Raw genomic sequence first — 21,705 nt, 5'->3', positions numbered from 1 at the left:
CTCCGCCGCCTCCCACGAGTGGAGAGGCTCAATCGCCGGGCTTGATGGTGACCGGATCGATGAACGGCATCATCTTGCGCAGGTTGGCGCCGACGACCTCGAGCTTCTGCTCCCGCTCGCTGGCCCGCGTCGCCTCGAACTTCGGCCTGCCCGCCTCGTTCTCCGCGATCCACTTGCGGGCGAACTCGCCGCTCTGGATGTCGGCGAGGATGCGCTTCATCTCCTCGCGCGTCTTGTCGGTGATGACGCGCGGGCCGGACACGTAGTCGCCGTACTCGGCGGTGTCGCTGATCGAGTACCGCATGTAGTTGAGGCCGCCGCGGTACATGAGGTCGACGATGAGCTTGAGCTCGTGCAGACACTCGAAGTACGCGATCTCCGGCTGGTAGCCGGCGTTCACGAGCGTCTCGAACCCGGCCTTCACGAGCTCGCTGGCGCCGCCGCAGAGCACCGCCTGCTCGCCGAACAGGTCGGTCTCGGTCTCCTCGGCGAACGTCGTGCAGAGCACGCCCGCGCGCGTCGCGCCGATGCCCTTCGCGTACGCGAGCGCCTGCGCCTCGGCCTTGCCGCTCGCGTCCTGGTGGACGGCGAGGAGCGCCGGGACGCCGCCGCCGGCCTCGTACGTCTCGCGCACGCGGTGCCCGGGGCCCTTCGGCGCGATCATCGAGACGTCGACCGACGGGGGCGGCGTGATCGTGTTGAAGCGGATGTTGAACCCGTGCGCGAACATCAGCGTCTTGCCCGGGCCGAGGTGCGGCGCGATGTGCTCGTTGTAGATGCGCGCCTGCGACGTGTCGGGGGCGAGGATCATGATGACGTCCGCGGCCTTCGCGGCCTCGGACACGGTGGCCACCTGGAGGCCCGCCGCCTGCGCCTTGGGCCGGCTCTTGCTGCCCTCGGGCAGGGCGACGATCACCGTGGCGCCGCTGTCGCGCAGGTTGAGCGCGTGGGCGTGCCCCTGGGAGCCATAGCCTACGATCGCGATCTTCTTGCTCTGGATGAGCGACAGATCCGCGTCGTTATCATAAAAAATTTTCGCCATCTCAGTCTCCTTCAACAGGGATCCGCACCTCGCGGCTCCCTTCCTTCACGTCAGTCACGTAAGCTCAAGGGGCGCTGCTGTCGGCCGCGCGCGCAGGCAGGATCGTGTCGAGCCTGGCCTCGGCCTCCTCGGCGCCGCGGGTCATCACGATCATCCCCGTCCGCACCATCTCGATGATCCCGAACGGGCGGAGCACCTCGAGCAGGCCCTCGATCTTGTCGCCGGTCCCGGTGATCTCGATGGTGAGCGCCTCGGGGGCGACGTCGACGGTGCGCGCGCGGAACACCTCGCAGAGCTGGAGCACCTGCGCCCGGGTCGTCGCGTCGGCCCTCACCTTGATGAGCGCGAGGTCGCGCGCGACCGAGGCGGTGTGGGTGACGTCCCGGACCCAGAGGGTGTTGACCAGCTTGTACAGGTTCGCCTCCAGGCGGCGCGCCCCGTCCTCGTCCGCCTCGAGGACGAGGGTGAGGCGCGAGATCCCGGCGATGTGCGTGCGGCCGACGCTGAGCGACTCGATGTTGTAGGCGCGACGCCGGAAGAGGGACGCGACTCGGTTGAGCACGCCGGGGCGGTCTTCGACGTAGGCGATGAACGTGCGCAGGATGGGTCGATCCATGGATGCCTCTTGAAAGTCCCTCGTGATACTTGTGCGCCCGGCTCCGGCCGCGACGCGATCGGCCGCGCCCCGCCCGTCCGACGCGTTCGCCGGACGGGCGCTCAGGGCGCGCGCCTCTACGGGTGCGTTCACGGATCCTCCCCGGTCTCCACGATCGGGCTCGGGCGGCGGATCATGTCGTTCAGGTCGGCGCCCGCGGGGACCATCGGATAGACGCTGTCCTCCTGCTCGACGCGGAAGTCCACGACCACGGTGCCGGGCGTCGCGCGCGCGCGCTCCACCGCGCCCGCGATCTCCTCGCGCTTCGTGACGCGGATGCCCGTCAGCCCGTGGGCCTCGGCGAGCTTCACGAAGTCCGGGCTGCGCATCGGGGTCGCCGAGTAGCGCCGGTTGTAGAAGAACTCCTGCCACTGGCGCACCATGCCGAGGTAGCCGTTGTTGATGATGGCCACGTGGACCTTGATGCCCTCCTGCGCGCAGGTGGAGAGCTCGCACGCGGTCATCTGGAAGCCGCCGTCGCCCACGACCACCCAGACCTCGTCGTTCGGCTTCGCGAAGCGCGCGCCGATCGCCGCCGGCAGGGCGAAGCCCATCGTGCCGAGCCCGCCGGAGGTGATGAGCTTCCGCGGGTGATCGTGCTTGTAGTACTGCGCTTCCCACATCTGGTGCTGGCCGACGTCGGTTACCACAAGCGCCTTGCCGTCGGTGAGCCGCCAGAGGTCGTGCATCACGTGCGCGGCGTACAGTTTGTCGTTGTACGGCAATTGTTGAATGTCACGGACCGCCGAGTCGCCCTTCAGGTAGCTGATGCGCTCGATCCAGGTGCTCCGGTTGCGCTGCTTGCAGCCGGGGATCAGCGACAGGAGCGTGTCCCGGACGTCGCCGACGAGGCCGACGTCGACCTTGACATTCTTGTTGATCTCGGAGCGGTCGATCTCGACGTGGATCTTCTTCGCCTTCACCGCGTAGGTCTTGAGGTTGCCCGTCACGCGGTCGTCGAAGCGCATCCCGAGGGCGATGAGGAGGTCGGCCTCCTGGATGGCGTTGTTCACCCACGCCTCGCCGTGCATGCCCATCATGCCGAGGCTGAGCGGGTGGGTCGCCGGGAAGCCGCCGAGGCCGAGGAGCGTGGACGCGACGGGGATGCCCGTCTTCTCCACGAAGGCGAGCAGCTCGCGCGTCGCCTCCGCCCGGACGATGCCCTGGCCGGCGAGGATGAGCGGCCGCTCGGCCTCGTCGATGAGCTCGATCGCCTTCTCGATGTCGGTCTGGACCGCGTGGTGCGAGGGGCGGTAACCGGGCAGGCGGACCTCGCCCTTCGGCGGCTCGAAGTCGATCGACGCCTGCTGGGCGTCCTTCGTGATGTCGACGAGCACGGGGCCCGGGCGGCCGGAGCGCGCGATGTAGAACGCCTCGCGGATGGTGGGGGCGATGTCCTGGACCTCGGTGACGAGGTAGTTGTGCTTCGTGATGGGCAGGGTGACGCCCGTGATGTCGGTCTCCTGGAAGGCGTCGGTGCCGAGCAGCTTGGAGGAGACCTGGCCGGTGATACAGACGATGGGCGATGAGTCGAGCATCGCCGTCGCGATCCCGGTGACGAGGTTCGTCGCGCCCGGGCCCGAGGTGGCCACGCAGACGCCGACCTTGCCGGAAGCGCGGGCGTAGCCGTCCGCCATGTGCGCCGCGCCCTGCTCGTGCCGGACGAGGACGTGGCGGATCGGGTAGCCGAGGATCGTGTCGTAGGCGGGCATGATCGCGCCGCCCGGGTAGCCGAAGACCACGTCCACGCCTTCGCGGACGAGGACTTCCCAGATGATCTGTGCGCCGGTTCGTTTCATGTTCCTGACTCCATCGAGTCGCGCTGGTGAAGCTTTTGAAGCCTGCGAGGCTGCTGAAGCGGGTGATTGTGGCGCCTCGGGGCGCCTTGGCCGGTGGGTTTCGCCGTGTCTCCGAGGATCGAGCGGGCTAGGCGATCGCGCGCTGCAGGTCCTCCCGCGGGCCGTCGCCGCTGCTCTCCTCGCGGCGGATCGCCTCGAGCACCCGGCGCGCGTCGTCGAGGGAGACGACGCGCGAGGAGGCCTGCAGGTCCGCTCCGGCGTGCGCGGAGGGCGGGTCGGAGTGGAACTCGAAGGAGGCCTCGGCCGCGGCGCTGCCCGGGTGCGCGCCCTTCAGGTGCGTCGAGGAGCGCTGGGGCGCGCGGACAGCGCCCCCGCTGGCGCGCGCGCGGATCTCGTGGACGAGCGCCTCGAACTCCTCGCGCACGGCGCTGGAGGCGACGGGCGCCCCGCACCCCGCGGCGACGAGCTCCGCCAGCTCCGCGATGCGCTGGTCGACGGCCTCGCTGGACGCGTCCTCGCGATTCTTCCTCGAATGTTCCTTGCTCACCTGATCCTCCTTGACGACGGCTGCTCTTCGTGAACCCACAGGCCGAAAAAACGAAAGCCCCCGGACCTTTTCGGTGCGGGGGCCTATCTCCATGCTGCCTTGCTCAGAGTGGCGGCCCGCAACCGTTCCCGACGCGAATCAGCCCGACGACGACTAGGCTGACGAGCGCAGGAATGGCTAGGCCGGCTAGGAGCACGACGGACACGCCACCCTCGACGGCGAGCGAACGCATCGACGAGGACGCCGACGAAGCGCGGTGCACCAGCTCCACAGCGGAGGTCCCTTCGCCGGAGGCGCGGGCGCTGGAGGTGCACATCGACTTCTGCATAGCGTGGTTGCCGTTACCCTACAGAGCTGCTGCGTCGCGTCAAGCTGTTTCTTTACAGATCGCGTGTTTCTGCGGTATTTCGTGCGGTTTTTTTGTGGAAGACATCGCCGCTGAGCGCGTGCGACGTCCTGTACGAACCGCGCCGATCGCGCGAGCGGCGCGCGCGTTTCTCGAGCGCGGCTGGCCGCGTCGGCGTCGCGATCGACGTGCACGAAAGGCGCTGAACGACGCGCGTGCCGGCGTCGCGATCGACGTGCACGGAAGCGCTGGACGACGCGCGCAACGGCGCAATCGATGTGCACGGAAGCGCTGGCCGGCGCGCGTGCCGGCTCGATCGGCGTGTAGCGGAGGGCATCGATCGACGCGCACGGAAGGCGCCGATCGAGCTCGACTCCGGGCGGATCGCGCGATGCGCGCGGCGTGAAGAGCGCGGACGCAATCGGCGCGGCGCGGATCCGGAGCGCCGGGGGCGATGTGCGCAAGCGCCGGACGTCAGCTCATGCGCGCCCGACGTGCGGAGTGCTGCCATCAACCGACTGCGACAGGGCGAGCGGCACCACCATGGACCTGCCATGCAAGCGCATCGCGTGGCGCAGGCGCGCCCTGCCGTCCGTCGGATCCTCTCGCTCGGCTGCCGCCGCCGGCGCCGCGCGGCCGCTCTCGCCGCGCTCGGGCTCCTCGCGCTCGGCACCGCTTCGATCGGCGCCGCCGCCGCGCCAACGCGCGCCGGCGCTGCGCGCCCGGCGGCGCCAGCACGCGCAGCCGCAGCGGCGTCCGCGGCGCTCGCGCACGCCCAGCCCGCGCGGCCGGCACCGGTCGCGAGACCGCCGACGTCGCCGCCCCGCGGGAGCGCGCGGCGCGACGTCGCGCCGCCCCGGGCGCCGACGTCCGCGGCCGCCAACCTCAGCACGTTCGTCGAGCTCCGGAACGACTACGTCTCGCGCGGGAGGAAAGGCTTCTTCAACGCGGCGGTGATCCGCGGAGACTACGCCTTCAACAGGAGCTTCTCCCTGCGGGCGGACGTGCCGCTCGCCTACGCGGGCGGGACCAATGGCGAGCGCCACATGGGGCTCGGCGACGTGCTGATCCGGCCGCTCGTCCGCGCCGTCGGGACGCCGCGCTTCGCGCTGCTCGTCGGCTCGGATCTCGTCCTCGACTCGGCGACGGACCGCGCGCTGGGATCCGGGAAGAACCAGGTCGCGCCGCTCGTCCTCGGGTACGTCCGCGTGGCGCGGCCGGCGCGGCTCGGTCTGCAGCTCCAGCACGCGGTGTCGTTCGGCGGCGATCCGCGGCGGGACGCCGTCCAGGCGTCGGTGGTGCGGCCCTTCGCGATCGTGGAGCTGCCGCGCGGGTTCTGGATCGGGCCGGACCAGAGCTTCCACTTCAACCACCTCGGCGCGCCCCGCGTCGTGTCGACGAGCGTGCTGGAGGTCGGCGCTGAGCTCAACGACCGCGTGCAGGTGTACGTCGATCCCGGCATCCAGGTGACCAGCCGCGGGGCGGTCGACTGGCTGGTGACCGGGGCCGTGCGCTGGGCGTTCCCGCAGCGGGCGCGCAGCCGCGCGGTCGCCGCCGCGCCCGCGCCGCGCGCGGCGGGATCCGAGGGCGAGTAGGCCGCGGCGGCGCGCCCGGAGGGGCGCCGGCGTCCGCCGTGTCGGCGGACGCGCTCAGCGCCGCCGCGCGCGGCGGCGCGATGGGCCGCACGCCCGCGGGCGCAATGGGGAGCGCGCGCCCGCCGGCGCGACGGACGCCCGGCGTGGCCCGAGGCGGCCGCCAGGGATGTCGGGGACGCGATCGTCGGCTCCGGCGAGGCGAATCCTTGACCTGGGTCGCCGTCCTGAGCCTGATCCTCCTTATCGCATCATGCTTTCACGAGATCCGCTGCTCCTGCTCTCCGCGACGCGGCTGGCCGCGCTGATCCGCGCCCGGGCGGTGACGTCGGCCGAGGTCGTGGAGACCCATATCCGACACATCGAGCGCGTGAACCCGACGCTCAACGCGGTGGTGGCGGACCGGTTCGACGCCGCCCGCGCCGAGGCGCGCGCCGCCGACGCGCTGCTCGATCGCGGCGAGGCCGCGGGCGCGCCGCCTTTCCTCGGCGTTCCGTGCTCCATCAAGGAGAGCTTCGCCGTCGCCGGCATGCCGAACTCCGCGGGGCTCGTCGCCCGCGCCGGCGTGCGCGCGGCGGAGGACGCGGTGACGGTCGCGCGCCTGCGCGCCGCCGGCTTCATCCCGCTCGGCGTCACGAACGTGTCGGAGCTGTGCATGTGGATGGAGACGAACAACCGGCTCTACGGCCGCACGAACAACCCCTATGACCCGGCGCGCACCGCGGGCGGCAGCTCGGGCGGCGAGGCCGCGGTGGTCGGCGCCGGCGGCGCGCCGATCGGGCTCGGCTCGGACATCGGCGGATCGATCCGGATGCCGGCGTTCTTCAACGGCGTCTTCGGCCACAAGCCGACCGGCGGGCTCGTGCCGACGTCGGGGCAGTTCCCGCTGCCGGGCGAGCGCGGGCTCCGCTTCATGACGACCGGGCCGATCGCGCGGCGCGCCGAGGATCTCATGCCGGTGCTCCGCATCCTCGCGGGCCCCGACGCGCGCGATCCGAGCTGCGCGCCGCTGCGCCTCGGCGATCCGGCCGAGGTCGACCTCGCGGGGCTGACGGTGCTCTCGGTCGAGCACGACGGCATCCGCCCGGTGAGCGCCGATCTCCAGGCCGCGCAGCGCAAGGCGGCGGAGGCGCTCGCCGCGAAGGGGGCGAAGGTCCGCGAGGCGCGCATCGATCTGCTCGCGCGGGCGCTCGACATCTGGACGGCGATGCTGGGGGCGGCCGGGGGCCCCGGGGGCGTCACGTTCCGGCGGATGCTCGGGGATGGCCGGCCGGTCAGCCTGACGCGCGAGCTCGCCCGGTGGTCGATCCGCCGCTCGCCGCACACGCTGCCCGCGCTCGGGCTGACGCTGCTGGAGGACCTCGGCACGCGGCTGCCGTTGCGCATCGCGCGCGCCGTGGAGCTCGGCAAGGCGCTCCGGGCCGAGCTCGTGTCGCGCATCGGCGAGCGGGGCGTGATGCTCTACCCGACGTACCCGAGGCCAGCGCCGCGGCACTACGCGCCGCTCCTGCCGCCCTTCCAGTGGACGTACACCGCGGTGCTCAACGTCATGGAGATGCCGGCGACGCAGGTCCCGCTGGGGCTCAACGCCGAGGGGCTGCCGCTCGGCGTCCAGGTCGCATCGATCCACGGCAACGACCACGTGACGATCGCGGTGGCGCAGCACCTGGAGCGCTCGTTCGGCGGCTGGGTCCCGCCGACGCTGTCGTGGTGCCGACGGTGACGTTCCCGCCCGCGGTCGTGGTATCAAGGCGCCCCCCATGAGCAGCAGCGACCGCACGTACGATGTGATCGTCTTCGGCGCGACCGGCTACACCGGTCGCCTCGTCGCCGAGTATCTCGCCACGAAGGGCAAGGACGCCGCGGCCGGCGAGGCCGAGGCGCGGCCCATCCGCTGGGCGATCGCCGGCCGGAACGCGGGGCGCCTCGCGGAGGTGAAGGCGGCGATGGAGGCGATCGATCCGGCCTGCTCCGCCGTGGGCGTCGTCGAGGCGACCTCGGAGGACGCGGCGTCGCTCGAGCGCATGGCCAGCCAGGCGCGCGCGGTCATCACCACGGTCGGCCCGTACGCGACGCGCGGCGAGCCGCTCGTCGAGGCGTGCATCCGCGCGGGCACCGACTACGCGGACCTCACCGGCGAGCCCGAGTTCGTCGATCGCCTCCTCGAGCGCCACCACGAGGCAGCCCGCGCCCGCGGCGTGCGGATCGTCAACTGCTGCGGCTTCGACAGCATCCCGCACGACCTCGGCGTGCTCTTCACGGTGACGAAGCTCCCGGCGGGCGATCCGATCGCGGTGGAGGGCATCGTGCGCGCGCAAGGCAGCTTCTCGGGCGGGACCTGGCAGTCGCTGATCGACATCATGGCGCAGACGCGCCGCTCGCGGCGCGACGCGGGAAAGGACGCGGGGGCAGCGCAGGAGCACGGGGCGCGGCACGTGCGCGCGCTCAAGGCGCGCATCCGCTACGAGAAGGGGCTGCGCGCCTGGGTCTGCCCGATGCCGAGCATCGACCCGCAGATCGTGCTGCGGAGCGCGCGGGAGCTCGACGTCTACGGCCCCGACTTCCAGTACGGACACTACGTGCAGGTGAAGTCCGGGCTGCAGCTCGTGATCGGGTTTGCGGGCTTCGGCGCCGTCGCGGCGCTCGCCAAGGTGGGGCCGACGCGGGAGCTGCTCCGCAAGGTGCGCAGCCCGGGGGAGGGGCCGAGCCCGGAGGAGCGGGCGCGGAGCTGGTTCCAGGTGACCTTCGAGGGGAAGAGCGCGTCGCGCAGGGTGGTGACGCGGGTGAGCGGCGGCGATCCGGGCTACTCGGAGACGGCGAAGATGGTGGCCGAGGCGGCGCTCTGCATGGCGTTCGACCGCGAGCGCCTGCCGGCGCGCGCCGGGGTCCTCACGCCGGCCGTCGCGATGGGCGAGCGGCTGATCGAGCGGCTGCAGGCGGCGGGGATCCGGTTCGAGCTGCTCGAGGGGTGAGATGACCGGGCCGGTGGGCTACGCTGCCTCGACGTGACCGGCGCGGACGAGAAACGGCTCGGCGGGGAGGCCGCGGCGGCCCTGTCGCCCGGTCGAGCGGCGGGCCAGCCGGTCCCGGGCGACGGCGGCCTGTCGAGCACCCTGGTGGCCGGGCAGGGGAGCGCGGGGTGGGCCACCCGCGATCCGCGCGCGCAGGAGCCCGCCCCGGAGCGGACCGCGACGTCGCGGCGGGGACCCGCCGACGAAGCCTCCGTGCTGCCGCTGTCCGCCGGCAGCACGATCGGCCATTACGAGCTCATCCGCGAGCTCGGCCGCGGGGGCATGGGCACCGTCTTCCTGGCGCGCGACGTGCGGCTGGGGCGCCTCGTCGGCATCAAGGTGGTCACCAGCCTGAGCGGCGTCCGGCTGCAGCGCTTCCTCGTCGAGGCCCGCGCGACCGCGATCTGCAAGCACGAGAACATCGTGACCATCCACGATGTGAACGAGCACGACGGATACCCGTACATGGTGCTCGAGTACATCGAGGGGCAGAGCCTGCGCGCGTGGATGGAGCAGCGCAAGCCGCCCGGCGCCGGTGAAGCCGGTGAGCGCGTGGGGACAGCGCCGGTGTCCCCGAGCGCGGCCGTCGAGATGATGGTGCCGGTGGTGCGCGCCCTCTCGTGCGCCCACAAGCTCGGCATCGTGCACCGCGATCTGAAGCCCGAGAACATCATGCTGGAGGCGTCCGGCGCCATCAAGGTGCTCGATTTCGGCATCGCCAAGCTGCTCGACACCGACGTCGGCGGCGCCGTCGAGCGCCCGCCCATCTCGCTCAGGACGACGCTGACGCGCGACGGCGCGCTGATGGGCACGATCCCGTACATGTCCCCGGAGCAGTGGATCGGGGAGGGGATCGATCACGCGAGCGACATCTGGGCGGTGGGCATCATGCTTCACGAGCTCGTGACCGGCGCGCACCCGCTCGCGCCCGTGTCGGTGCACAGCCTCATGCAGGTCGCCGCGCTCGATCAGCCCATGCCCGAGCTCGACGAGGCGCGCCCCGACCTGGGCCCGCTCGCCGGGATCATCGATCGCTGCCTGCGCAAGCGGAAGGCCGAGCGCACCGCCTCGGCGCAGCAGCTCCTCGCCGAGCTCTTGCCGCTCTTGCCCGGGCGGCACGAGATCGTCCTCGGGGCCGACGAGAGCCCGTTCGCCGGCCTGTCGGCGTTCCAGGAGGCCGACGCGGACCGCTTCTTCGGCCGCGCGGAGGACGTCGCCAGCATGGTGACGCGCCTCAGGAGCCAGCCGCTCCTCGCGATCGTCGGCGCGTCGGGCGTCGGGAAATCGTCGCTCGTGCGGGCGGGGATCGTCCCGGCGCTCAAGCGCTCCGGCGCGGGGTGGGAGTCGCTCATCCTCCGGCCGGGGCGCGAGCCCATGGCGGCGCTCGCCGATCTGCTGAGCCATCCGTCGCTGATGTCGAGGGGGGGCTCGGAGCGCCCCGAGCCGCTCGACAGCGAGGCCGCGCGCGGGCGCCTGCTCGACCGGCTGCGCGCCGAGCCGGGCTACCTCGGCGCCGAGCTGCGCGCGTGGTCGGCGCGCAGGCAGCGCCGCGTCGCGCTCTTCGTCGACCAGTTCGAGGAGCTCTACACGCTCTCGTGCGACGCCGGAGAGCGCGCCGCGTTCCTCTCGTGCCTCGGCGGCGTCGCGGACGACGCGTCCTCGCCGCTGCGCGTGATCCTGTCGCTCCGGTCGGACTTCATCGAGCGGGTGGCCGAGGACAGGCACTTCATGGCGGCGGTGACCCGCGGGCTCGTCGTCTTGCCGCCGATCGGCCGCGCGGGGCTGCGCGAGGCGCTGACCCGGCCCGTCCAGGCGGCGCGGTACGAGATCGAGGACCCGGCGCTCGTCGAGGACATCCTGGACGTGCTCGAGACGACGCGCGGCGCGCTGCCGCTCCTGCAGTTCATGGCGGCGCGGTGGTGGGATCTGCGCGATCGCGGGCGCCGGCTGCTGACGCGGGAGAGCTACGAGGCCATCGGCGGCGTGGCCGGCACGCTCGCGAGCCACGCCGACACGGTGCTGGCGGGGATGAGCGGCCGCCAGGCGAAGCTCTGCCGCGCCGTGTTCGAGCGCCTCGTCACGCCCGAGCGCACGAGGGCCATCGCGAGCCTGAGGGAGCTGCGCGAGCTGCCGGGCGATCCGGACGAGCTGGAGGGCGTCGTCCAGGTCCTCGCGGACGCGCGGCTCCTGGCGGTCGAGCGGGGGCGCGACGACGCCGGCAGCACGGTGGAGATCGTGCACGAGTCGCTCATCGAGCGCTGGCCGACCTTGCAGCGCTGGCTCGACGAGAACCAGAAGGACGCGGCGTTCCTCGACAAGCTGCGCGTGGCGGCGCGCCAGTGGGAGTCGAGCGGCCAGGCCGACGACACGGTCTGGCGCGGCAAGCTCGCCGAGGAGGCCCGCCGCTTCCGCGAGAGTTATGTGTATCAGGGGCAGTTGCCCGCGCGCGAGCAGCGCTATCTGGACGCCGTGCTCCGGCTGGCGAGCCAGGCGCAACGCAGGAAGCGCACGCTGATCGTCGGGGCCATGGCGGGCCTCGCGCTGCTGGTCGCCGGGGCGACGCTCGGGATCATCAAGGTGATCCGCCAGAACCGGGTGATCACCGCGCAGCTCGAGGAGATCCGTCAGACCGAGTACAACCTCGAGCTGGCGCTCGCCAGCGAGAGGGCGGCGCGCGAGGCGGCCGAGCGGGCCCGAAGGGACGCTGAGGACGGGCGGTTGCGCGACGAGCGCCTGGAGGGGGACGGGCCGGCAGCCTCGTCTGATACGATGGCCCCGTGCATCGCGAGACCTGGATCTTCGGCTACGGGTCGCTGATCTGGCGGCCTGCCTTTCGCTTCGAGCAGATGGCGCCCGGGTACATCCTGGGGTGGGCGCGCCGGTTCTGGCAGGGTTCCATCGATCACCGGGGCGTCCCCGGCGCTCCGGGGCGGGTGGTCACGCTCATCCCGGAGCCTGGCGCGCGCTGCTGGGGGATGGGCTACCGCGTCGCCGGGGCCGATCTCGACGACGTGCTCCGCATGCTGGATCACCGCGAGAAGGGTGGATATCTCCGCTGCGACATGCCGCTCACCCTCGCGGATGACATGGAGTCTTGCGCGACCCGGACCGCCGTCGTGTACATGGCCACGCCGGACAACCCGGACTACCTAGGACCGGCGCCGCTCCCCGTGATCGCCGCGCAGGTGCTCGCGTCCCACGGTCCGAGCGGCTCCAACGTCGAATACGTCCTGCGGCTCGCCGAGGCCCTCGCGGCCATGAACGCGGACGACGAGCACGTGTCCGAGCTCGCGCGCCTCCTCCGCGCTCAGGATCGAGGCGCCAGCCCCCGATCGAGCGCTCCCGACCGGGGCCCCCACCTCGCCGAGGCGCTCAGCCCCCCTCGCTGACAGCTCCCCGCGCGCACCCCCTCGGGGCCGGGCAGCCCGGCGCCGCTTCCCCGGGCAGCCCTGGTCGCCCCTGCTCAGTTCACGTCGCTGCTGCTGCCGCCCCCACCGCCGTCCGCCGCCCCGCCGTCCGCCACCGCGTGATCCGCGACCCCGTTGGTCCCGTCCGCGCCCGCGACCGGCGGCGTCGACCCGCCGCTCTCCGCGACCTCCTGGGCCTCCGCCGCGAACGCCTCGACCGCGACGACCCGCTCGTCCTGCCCCACGTGCATGATCCGCACGCCCTGCGCGTTGCGCCCCGTCTCGCGGATCTCGCTCGCCTTGGTGCGGATCATCTGCCCGCGGTCGGTCACGATCAGCACCTCGTCGCTCGGGCTCACCATGGCCACCCCGACGACCGGCCCGTTCCGCTCGCTCGCGTCGATCAGGATCACGCCCTTGCCGCCGCGGCTCTGGAGCCGGAACTCCTCGAGCGCCGTCTGCTTGCCGTACCCGCGCTCGCACACGGTGAGCACCCGGTCGCGCCCGTCGCCGCTCACGCCGAGGCCCACCACCACGTCGCCCTCGTCGAGCTCGATGCCCTTCACGCCCATCGTGGCGCGGCCCGTCGGGCGCACCTGGTCCTCGGGGAAGCGGATGCTCATCCCGCTCCGCGTCGCGATCACGAGCTCGCGCTTGCCGTCGGTCAGCGCCGCCGTGAAGAGCTGATCGCCCTCCTCGATCCGGACGCCGATGATCCCCTTGTCCCGGTAGTTCTCGTACTCGTTCAGGGCCGTCTTCTTGATCTGCCCGCGGCGGGTCAGCGTCACCACGTACGTCTCGCCGTCGAAGCTCGGCACCGGCGTGATCGCCGCGATCTTCTCCCCCGGCTCCATCCCGACGAAGTTCACGATCGCCCGGCCCTTCGCGTTCCGCGGCGCCTGCGGGATCTCGTAGACCTTCTTGACGAAGACCTTGCCCTTGTCGCTGAAGAAGAAGACGTACGAGTGCGTCGACGCGACGAAGAGCTGGCTCACCCAGTCCTCCTCGCGCGCCTCCATCCCCACCATCCCCTTGCCGCCGCGGCGCTGCGCCCGGTAGGTCGAGGTCGGCGTCCGCTTCAGGTAGCCGGCGTGCGAGATGGTCACGACCATGTCCTCTTCCTGGATCAGGTCCTCCATCTGGATCTCGGCCTCGGCCGGCACGATCTCGGTGCGCCGCTTGTCGCCGAAGCGCGCCTTGATCTCCTCGAGCTCCATCACGATCACGTTCATGAGAAGCCCCATGTCCGCGAGGATCGCCCGGAGCCGCTCGATCTGCGTCGACAGCTCGCCGTACTCCTTCGCGAGCTTCTCGCGCTCGAGGCCGGTCAGGCGCGAGAGCCGCATCTCGAGGATCGCCTTGGCCTGCCGCTCCGACAGGAAGTAATCGCCGCGCCCGTCGGCCTCGACGCACTCGGGCTCGGGCCTGCCGGCGCGCCGGAGGAACTCGCCGAGCCCGCGCAGCGGCAGCTTCTGCAGGTTCTCGCGCGCCTCGTCCGTGTCGCTCGAGGCCCGGATCGTCGCGACGATGCGATCGATGTCGCTCGTCGCCATCCCGAGCCCCTCGACGAGCTCGCGCTGCGACTCGGCCTGCCGGAGCTCGTAGCGACAGCGCCGCGTCACGACCTCGCGCCGGTGCTCGATGAAGTGCGAGAGCGTGTCCTTCAGGCTCAGCACGGCCGGGCGCCCGTTCGCGATCGACAGGTTGATCACGCCGAACGTCGCCTGGAGGTCCGTCAGCCGGTAGAGCTGGTTCAGGACCACCTGCGGGAAGATGTCCTTCTTCAGCTCGACGACGATCCGCATCCCCTCGCGGTCGCTCTCGTCGCGCACCTCGCTGATGCCCTCGATGCGCTTCTCCTTCATGCACTCGGCGATCTTCGCGACCAGCCGGGCCTTGTTCACCTGGTAGGGGATCTCGGTGAAGACGAGCTGCTCGCGGTCGCCCTTCATCGTCTTCTCGACCTGGCTGCGCCCGCGCATCGTGATCGAGCCGCGGCCGGTCGTGTACGCCTGCACGATGCCGCTCTTGCCGTAGATGAGGCCGCCGGTCGGGAAATCGGGGCCCGGGACGAGGTGGAGCAGCTCCTCCAGCGTGACGTCGGGGTTGCGGATGATGGCGATCGTCGCGTCGATGATCTCGCCGAGGTTGTGCGGCGGGATGTTCGTCGCCATGCCGACGGCGATGCCGCCGGAGCCGTTCACGAGGAGCTGCGGGAACTTGGCCGGAAGGACGCTCGGCTCGAGCTCCGAGTCGTCGTAGTTCGGGACGAAGTCGACCGTATCCTTGTCGAGGTCGGCGAGCAGCTCGACGGCCATGCGCGACAGGCGCGACTCCGTGTACCGCATGGCCGCCGGCGAGTCGCCGTCGACCGAGCCGTAGTTGCCCTGCCCGTCGATGAGCGGGTAGCGCAGGCTGAAGGTCTGCCCCATGCGGACGAGCGCGTCGTAGACCGCGAGATCGCCGTGGGGGTGGTACTTGCCGAGGACGTCTCCGACGACGCGCGCGCACTTCTTGTGCGCGCCGCCGGGGCCGATCTTCTGCTCGTTCATCGAGTAGAGGATCCGGCGGTGCACCGGCTTCAGGCCGTCGCGCACGTCCGGGATCGCGCGGCCGATGATCACGCTCATCGCGTAGTCGAGGTAGCTCGTCCGGAGCTCGTCCTGGATGCTGACCGGAACCTTCTGCTGGATGTTCGACGTCTCTTCCATGGGATCTGCACCCGAGGCGCGGGGGCGGGCGCGGCGCGCACGGCCCCGTCGTAGAGGCCCGTCCCAGCGCGGCTCGAGTGTCGAGCGGGTCGGCGGAGGCGCCGCTGGCCTCTATCGACCGTCGATGGACGACGATCGATGAGGTCGAGCTCGGCCTCCGCCGCGCGCCCTTGACCCGCGCTGTTCAGGGGATGCGACGGATGCGTTCAGGTACTCCAAGGGGCAGGCCGGCGCAAAGGGTTTGCCGGCCCCGGAGCGTCTCTCTGGGTCTCTTCCGGGGGGCGCGCCGGCGGGGGCGACGCGCGGGCGGATCGATGTCGCGCCGGAGGCTCAGCGCGGGGCGCACGCGGCGCGGGTCGTCGCGCCGGGGCGGACCTCGCCGCTGCAGGCGGCGGAGAGCACCGGTGCTCCCGCGGCGTCGAGGACCTCGACGGCGGCCTCGTACGCGCCCGGGGCGAGCGTCGACAGGAGCGCTCGGTCGCCGCAGGGCACCGGGCCGACGTGGAGCGCCTCCGTCCCGGGCTGGTCCCCCTCGGGCCCGGGCGGGTCGCCCCCGGGCAGCGGCACGGTCGCCCTGTAGGTGGCGGCTCCCGCGCCGCAGGCGAGGTCCTCGCCGGCGAGGAGCGCGGCGAGGTCGAGCTCCAGCGCGCCCGTCGCGGACAGCGGGTCGCAGGTCGCCGTCACCGTGACACCCGCGCTCGCCGCGGCGAAGCAGCTCGACCCGAACAGAAGATCGCCCGCGGCGTCCTTCGCCTCCAGGCGGAAGAGGTAGGCGCGCCCCGGGTCGACGCCGAGGTCGTAAACGACGGGCTCCGCGGGCGGGCAGCCGACCCCGAGCGCCGGCGCCAGCGCGCCGTCCTGGGGGACGACATCGAACGAGGCGATCGCGCCGCCGTCGTCATCGCCGTCGCAGCCCAGCGCGCCGAGCGCGCTCGCCGGGTCGATCACGATGGCCGCGCTCGCCGGCTCGGCGGGCCCGGTGAGCGGCGCGCAGCCCTGGACCACGACGTTGACGCCCGTGGCGGCGACGAGCTTGTCGGCGTCCTCCGCGGCGTCGGGGCCGGGGCACGCCCACGTCCAGCGCGGCGCGACCGGGGCCCCGTCGACGAGCATGTGGCGGCTCCCGGACGTCTCGTCGCCGACGGGCGTGAGCTCCTCGGCGTACTGCTCGTAGCCGTCGATCCTCGCCGTGTACTCGTGCCCGGCGACGACGAAGGTGAACGACACCCGCGACGAGCAGGGGATCGGCGGGGACGAGGCGAGGGTGAACGGCCCGCCGGGAGCGCTCTCGTCCGTGAGCGTCGCGACGTAGCTGCGGATCGCCCCCGGCTCGTTCGAGCACCGCACGTCGCCGAGGAAGGCGAGCGGGTCGATGGTGAGCGAGGTCTGGATCGGCTGATCGTCGTCGGCGGCGCCGCCGCTGCCCTCCTGGCAGGCCGCGAGCGCGAGCGCGGCGAGCGTCAGCGCGCGGCGGCCGATCAGGGCGCGCGCGAGCGGGGAGGCGCCGCGGCGACCCGCGCCGAACCAGGTTTCCAAAGCAGCACGAGCTCGGCCCATCGGCAGGGGGCACTAGTCCAAGCCGGGGAACGGCGCCACCTGAAACGCGGCGCCGCGGGCGCGCGGATGCCGGAAGCGCGCAGGCGGCCGTCCGCGCGCCGGGCGGCGGGCCCCGCGAGCGGACGTGCTGTCGGACGCTGCTGGATCTCATGTGAGGCGGCGCTGCGGCCGGGGAGAGGGGGCCGGGCGCTGCAAGGCTTGATGCAAGCGTTGAAACGGGCGACTCGGGGGGCGAGAGGGGCGTTTCAACGCTTGAGATGGCCGGCTCGGAGACCGAGGAGGCCATCTCAAGCCTTGAGAACGCCGGCTCGGGTCCCGGGGCGGGCGCCGCAAGCGTTGAAACGGGCGACTCGGGGGGCGAGTTGGCCGTTTCAAGCGTTGAAGCGGGCGCCCCGAGCGGCGGCAGGCGCCCGTGTCAGCTTGCGGCGGGCGCCGCGCGCAGAAGGACCGGCTTCGGAGGGCAGGAACGCGCGTGCTGGTCGTGGCGGATGGGGCAGCGGAGAGGTTTCACCGCCAAGACGCCACAATGCACAGGTTCACTCTTGTTTGCGCCCTGGCGCCTTTGCGCCTTGGCGTTGAAATCGCTCACCGGATCCCTGGCGGGACTCTTGCTGCATGGAACTAGCCGCCACTGCCGTTCGCGTCGTCGTTGCCGCCTGAGCCGCCTGAGCCGCCGCCACTGCCGTTCGCGTCGTCGTTGCCGCCTGAGCCGCTGTTGGCGTCTGAGCCGCCCCTGCCGCCCGCGCCGCCGTTGCCGCCCGCACCGCCGCCGCTGCCGGTATCCGTGCCGCTGCCGCCTCCGGTTGTGTCGACCAGCGACGCGCAGGCCGCGAGCGTCTGCACCTTGGCGGTGATCACGGCACAGGGGCTGAGCGCGCCATCCGCACCGCTCGCGAGCTCGACCGAGCACGCCGCGATGGAAGCCACGTTGTTCCTCGCGCACTCGCGCGTCGCGTCCACGGCGTCGATGCACGCCTGGACCTCCGCGCCCGTCGGCTCCGCCGCCGCCTGGTCGCCGCCGCCGCCGCCTACCTGGAGGCCGTGCAGGCACTGGTCCCAGTAGAACTCGGTGCAGGTATTCACCCGCTCGTCGGCGCTGGCCGTCCCGACCCACTCCGGGCACACGGCGGCGGCCTCGCACCGGGCCGTCTCGATCCGCCGGCAGGCGTCGACCCCCACGGCGTCGCTGCCGCAGCTCTGCGTTGTGAGGATCACGGCCCCGAGGCCGAGCAACCCGGCCGCGGCCCAGGGCGCGGCGCTCCGCCTCGCGGCGGAGAGGACGGCGAGCGCAGTGGAACCCACACCGCGGAGCTACCACGCGGCCGGCCGGGGCGTCGAGTTTTCAACCGCCCACACGCCCGCGGGGAGGGCGACGGGGGCGACCGCGCAGATCACACCGCGCCCGGCCGGCGAGGCGCGTCCGCGACGGGCACAGCAGGACAGGCACAACCGAGCCGAGCCGCGGCCGTGCCCGCGCGCTCGCGCCGGCGGCGCGCCGCCGCGCCGCCAGCTGCACGCGGCTCCGCCAGCTGCACGCGGCGCCGCGCTCCGAGGCGCCGCGCTGGGCTTGCGGCGGAGCGCCGTGCCGCGTCCCGGCGCGGGCGCGCAGGCGCGAACGGCGATCGGCCCGGGCCGTGTCCGATCTATGCTCCTGGGGCCTCGATCACCCGATGGATCCGCCGAGCCTCGCACAGCTCAAGCCCGACGCGATCTTCCACGGGCGGTATCGCGTCGTCCGTTCCATCAAGGCGGGCGGCATGGGGGCTGTGTACGAGGTCGTGGACGAGGTCACCGACCGCCGCCGCGCGCTCAAGGTGATGCTCCCGGGGGCCATCCAGGACCCGGACATGCGCGCCCGCTTCGCCAAGGAGGCGAAGATCACCGGCGCGATCGAGAGCGATCACATCGTCCCGGTCTCCGATGCCGGCATCGACGCCGACTCCGGGATGCCCTTCCTCGTGATGGACCTCCTCCACGGCGAGGAGCTCGCGACGCTCGCGGCGCGCCGGGGCCCGCTGCCGGCGGGGGAGGTGGTGCTCTACCTGTCCCAGGTCGCGCGCGCGCTCGACAAGATGCACGCGGCGGCGATCGTCCACCGGGACCTCAAGCCAGCGAACCTCTTCCTGACGCGGCGAGACGACGGCTCCCCGTGCGTCAAGGTCCTCGACTTCGGCCTCGCCAAGGTCGCGGCGCAGGGCAGCATGGCGGACCGCACGGCGCTCGTCGGAACGCCGCTCTACATGGCGCCCGAGCAGATCCGCGGCGACGGCGCCGTCGGGCCGAAGGCCGATATCCATGCGCTCGCGCACGTCGCCTTCACGCTGCTCGTTGGCAGCCCGTACTGGCTGACCGAGGCCAACGTCATGCCGTCGATCTTCGCGCTCCTGCAGCGGATGGCGGCGGGCCTGCCCGAGCCGCCGAGCGTCCGCGCCGCGCGGCGCCGCAACATCCGGCTGCCGCCGGCCTTCGACGCCTGGTTCCAGCAGGCGACCGCGATGGACCCCAGGGACCGCTTCGAGCGCGCGACAACGGCCGTCACCCTGCTGGCAGAGGCCCTCGGCGCGCCGGCCCCGTCGACCCCGCCGCCGGCGCCCGTGCCCCCGACGAACCCCCCGCCGTCGTCCCGCCGCGGCGTCGAGCTCGACGACCGGCGCGCGGCCGCCCCGCCCGAGCCCGCGCCGAAGCCCTCGGACCCCGGGCCGAAGGCCGGCGACACGCGCCATCGCGAGGGCGACGCGCGCCATCGCGAGGGCGACACGCGCCATCGCGACGAGGACCTCGCCGAGGTCGTCCACGAGGAGCGGCTCCGGGCGTTCCTGAAGAAGGAGGTCCAGCGCGCCAGGGAGCAGCGGACCAGGCGGCTCTCCTTGCTGCTGCTCCGCGTCGAGGGCCTCCAGGACATCGAGGAGAAGCACGGGCGGGCAGGGGTCGACCGCATCCTCGGCGACCTCGCGCGCGTCGTCCGGATCTACGTGCCGGAGGGCGGGCTGCTCGGGCGCTACCGCCGCGACATGCTCGCGATCGTCCGCCCCGGGATCGGCCGGACGCGCTCGTCGGCGTTCGCGAAGGTGCTCGGCGAGAAGGTGCGCCAGCACCGCTTCCGGCACATCGTCCCGTCGATGCCGTTCCGGATGGTCATCCGCATCGGCGTCGCGCACCTCGAGGAGGGCGACGTGTCAGGGCACGACCTGCTCGAGCGCGCGACACGGGAGCTCCTCGAGCGGGGAGAGTGAGCTCCCGGCGGGGGCCGGCGCCGATCCGCGCTCGCCCCCCTCGCTCGCGCTCCCCGCTCCCGCTCGTCGCGCCCCCGGCCTCGATTTCTTTGACGTTTTCCGCGAAGCGGCGATCCTCCCGCGCATGGCCTCTGCCATGATCCTGGCGGCGGGGCTCGGGACCCGGCTCCGCCCGCTCACGGACGAGCTGCCGAAGCCGCTCCTGTGGCTCGGCGATCGCCCGCTCGTCGCGCACATCGCCGAGCAGCTCGCCGCGGGCGGCGTGCGGCGCGCCGCCCTGAACAAGTCCCACCTCGCGGAGCGGTTCTCGCGCGACCTCGTCGCGGCGTTCCCGGTCCCGGTCGACGTCCTCCACGAGCCGGAGCCCTTCGGCACCGCCGGCGGCCTCGCGAACGCGGCGGGCGCGCTCGGCGACGGCGATGTGATCCTCTGGAACGGCGACATCCTGATCGACCTCGACGTCCGGGCGCTCTGCGCGGCGCACGCCGAGCGCGGCGCGGCCGCCACGCTCGCCGTCTCGCCGCGGCCGGCCGGGGAGGGGACGGTGGGCGTCGGCGCGCGCGGCGAGGTGGTCCGGCTGCGCGGCGAGCGCTTCGGCGAGGAGGTCGCCGGCGGCGACTTCGTCGGCGTGCACGTGGTCGGCGAGGCGGTCCGGCGGCGGCTGCCGCCGCGCGGCTGCATGGTGGGGGACGTGTACCTGCCGTGGCTGCGCGAGGGGCGCGCGCTCGCGACGTTCGCGGCGCCCGCCGTGTGGCACGACATCGGCACGCTCGGCGCCTACCTCGCCGCGAGCGCGCGCTGGCTCTCGCAGCGCGGCCTGCGAAGCTACGTTGGCCCGGGCGCGTCCGTCGCCGAGGGCGTCGACGTGACCGGCTGCGTCGTGGGCGCGGGCGCGCGGGTCGAGGGGGCCGGGGCGCTGCGCGGGTGCGTCGTGTGGCCGGGGGCGCGGGTGAACGTCGGCGCGGACGTCGAGGCGCCCGTCGAGCGCGCCGTGGTGACGACGCAGGGGCGCGTCGTTCGCGCGGCCGGGTGAGCGCTGCTTCGCCAGGGCGGACGGTGAGGCGCGGCGCGCCGCGCGACCGGCGCCGGACGGCCGCCCCTGCTGGAGCGGCGCCGGGCGCCGGATGAACATCCGGAGTGCCGGGGCACTGGGCATCGGCCGGACTTCGCTCCATGTAGCCGCGAAACGACCCAAGAAAGGCACGGTGCACCTGTATGCGCTCGACGTCCTTCATGCCCCTGCGACACCTGCTCCTGCGGCTGCCCCTGCTCCTGTCTGCGCTCGCCGCAGGCGCGTGCGTCGAAGAACGATCGCCGTCGGATCTCCCGCCGCCGTCGCCGCCTTCGCAGCCGATGCCGACGCCTACCGGCGGGCAGAACAGCGGCGACAGCGCCGGCGACCAAGGGGCCGGCGCGCAGGGGAGCGGCGGGGGGCGCGCCGGCGAGGAAGGGCCTGGCGGCCAGGCCTCCGGCGGTCAGGGCGGCGCTGACGGTCAGGGCACCGGAGGCGACATCGGCACCGGCGGCGGGCTGGGTGCCGGCGGTCAGGGCACCGGAGGCGACATCGGCGCCGGCGGCGGGCTGGGTGCCGGCGGTCAGGGCACCGGAGGCGACATCGGCGCCGGCGGCGACATCGGCGCCGGCGGCGGCATCGGCCCGGGCGGCAACCCTGGCGCCGGAGGCGACATCGGCGCCGGCGGCGGCATCGGCCCGGGCGGCAACCCTGGCGCCGGAGGCGACCTCGGCGCTGGCGGATAACGCCGGGCGCTCGCAGGATCGACCGCGCGCGGCCGGGTCGTCGACGC

At 73.0% G+C, this 21,705-nt stretch carries 15 protein-coding genes; 8 read left to right on the top strand and 7 right to left on the bottom strand.

Going from position 1 to position 21,705, the window contains the following annotated elements; genetic code table 11:
* Window positions 1–28: 28 nt before the first annotated feature.
* The 4 genes from ilvC to WMF24_RS19475 form a co-directional block, all read right to left on the bottom strand.
* Entirely contained in the window at window positions 29–1,042 is a 1,014-nt protein-coding gene (gene ilvC / locus WMF24_RS19490; RefSeq protein WP_437737935.1) for a ketol-acid reductoisomerase, read from the bottom strand.
* Window positions 1,043–1,106: 64 nt separating this feature from the next.
* Entirely contained in the window at window positions 1,107–1,658 is a 552-nt protein-coding gene (ilvN, locus tag WMF24_RS19485) for an acetolactate synthase small subunit (protein WP_437737934.1), read from the bottom strand.
* A 128-nt stretch (window positions 1,659–1,786) separates the two neighbouring features.
* Window positions 1,787–3,496 (bottom strand): biosynthetic-type acetolactate synthase large subunit, encoded by a 1,710-nt coding sequence (ilvB, locus tag WMF24_RS19480; protein WP_437737933.1) that lies wholly within the window; start codon window positions 3,494–3,496, stop codon window positions 1,787–1,789.
* Between the two features lie 127 nt (window positions 3,497–3,623).
* Window positions 3,624–4,043 (bottom strand): hypothetical protein, encoded by a 420-nt coding sequence (locus tag WMF24_RS19475; protein WP_437737932.1) that lies wholly within the window; start codon window positions 4,041–4,043, stop codon window positions 3,624–3,626.
* A 900-nt stretch (window positions 4,044–4,943) separates the two neighbouring features.
* On the opposite strand from WMF24_RS19475, the gene WMF24_RS19470 reads away from it, so the two are divergent.
* From WMF24_RS19470 to WMF24_RS19450, 5 genes are all read left to right on the top strand, one after another.
* Window positions 4,944–5,984 (top strand): hypothetical protein, encoded by a 1,041-nt coding sequence (locus WMF24_RS19470; protein ID WP_437737931.1) that lies wholly within the window; start codon window positions 4,944–4,946, stop codon window positions 5,982–5,984.
* A 250-nt stretch (window positions 5,985–6,234) separates the two neighbouring features.
* Window positions 6,235–7,704 (top strand): amidase, encoded by a 1,470-nt coding sequence (locus WMF24_RS19465; RefSeq protein WP_437737930.1) that lies wholly within the window; start codon window positions 6,235–6,237, stop codon window positions 7,702–7,704.
* Window positions 7,705–7,741: 37 nt separating this feature from the next.
* Window positions 7,742–8,953 (top strand): saccharopine dehydrogenase family protein, encoded by a 1,212-nt coding sequence (locus WMF24_RS19460; RefSeq protein ID WP_437737929.1) that lies wholly within the window; start codon window positions 7,742–7,744, stop codon window positions 8,951–8,953.
* Window positions 8,954–8,986: 33 nt separating this feature from the next.
* Window positions 8,987–11,809: an nSTAND1 domain-containing NTPase gene (locus WMF24_RS19455; RefSeq protein WP_437737928.1), complete on the top strand. Its 2,823-nt coding sequence runs from the start codon at window positions 8,987–8,989 to the stop codon at window positions 11,807–11,809.
* Complete coding sequence (locus WMF24_RS19450) at window positions 11,770–12,381, top strand: gamma-glutamylcyclotransferase (RefSeq protein WP_437737927.1); 612 nt, start codon at window positions 11,770–11,772, stop codon at window positions 12,379–12,381. Before WMF24_RS19455 ends, WMF24_RS19450 begins: the two co-directional genes overlap by 40 nt.
* A gap of 74 nt (window positions 12,382–12,455) precedes the next feature.
* Here WMF24_RS19450 and gyrA read toward each other — a convergent pair whose 3' ends face one another.
* From gyrA to WMF24_RS19435, 3 genes are all read right to left on the bottom strand, one after another.
* Window positions 12,456–15,110: a DNA gyrase subunit A gene (gene gyrA / locus WMF24_RS19445; protein WP_437737926.1), complete on the bottom strand. Its 2,655-nt coding sequence runs from the start codon at window positions 15,108–15,110 to the stop codon at window positions 12,456–12,458.
* Window positions 15,111–15,440: 330 nt separating this feature from the next.
* A complete protein-coding gene (locus WMF24_RS19440; protein WP_437737925.1) occupies window positions 15,441–16,646 on the bottom strand; it encodes a hypothetical protein in 1,206 nt (401 codons plus the stop codon).
* 642 nt (window positions 16,647–17,288) lie between these two features.
* On the bottom strand, window positions 17,289–17,969 hold the full coding sequence (locus tag WMF24_RS19435) for a hypothetical protein (protein ID WP_437737924.1): 681 nt from the start codon (window positions 17,967–17,969) through the stop codon (window positions 17,289–17,291).
* A 368-nt stretch (window positions 17,970–18,337) separates the two neighbouring features.
* Between WMF24_RS19435 and WMF24_RS19430 the strand changes: the two genes are divergently transcribed.
* The 3 genes from WMF24_RS19430 to WMF24_RS19420 all read left to right on the top strand — a co-directional run bounded on the left by WMF24_RS19430 (window position 18,338) and on the right by WMF24_RS19420 (window position 21,658).
* Window positions 18,338–19,900 (top strand): protein kinase domain-containing protein, encoded by a 1,563-nt coding sequence (locus WMF24_RS19430; RefSeq protein ID WP_437737923.1) that lies wholly within the window; start codon window positions 18,338–18,340, stop codon window positions 19,898–19,900.
* 124 nt (window positions 19,901–20,024) lie between these two features.
* On the top strand, window positions 20,025–20,933 hold the full coding sequence (locus WMF24_RS19425) for a sugar phosphate nucleotidyltransferase (protein WP_437737922.1): 909 nt from the start codon (window positions 20,025–20,027) through the stop codon (window positions 20,931–20,933).
* A gap of 200 nt (window positions 20,934–21,133) precedes the next feature.
* Window positions 21,134–21,658, top strand: coding sequence for a hypothetical protein (locus WMF24_RS19420; RefSeq protein WP_437737921.1), 525 nt, complete (start codon window positions 21,134–21,136; stop codon window positions 21,656–21,658).
* The last annotated feature ends 47 nt before the right edge of the window (window positions 21,659–21,705 follow it).

Origin of the sequence: Sorangium sp. So ce1335, from assembly GCF_051521615.1 — a bacterium.
Classification (GTDB): domain Bacteria; phylum Myxococcota_A; class Polyangia; order Polyangiales; family Polyangiaceae; genus Sorangium.
The sequence above is the reverse complement of the archived record's forward strand: the minus strand, read 5'-3'. Positions and strand labels throughout refer to the sequence as shown.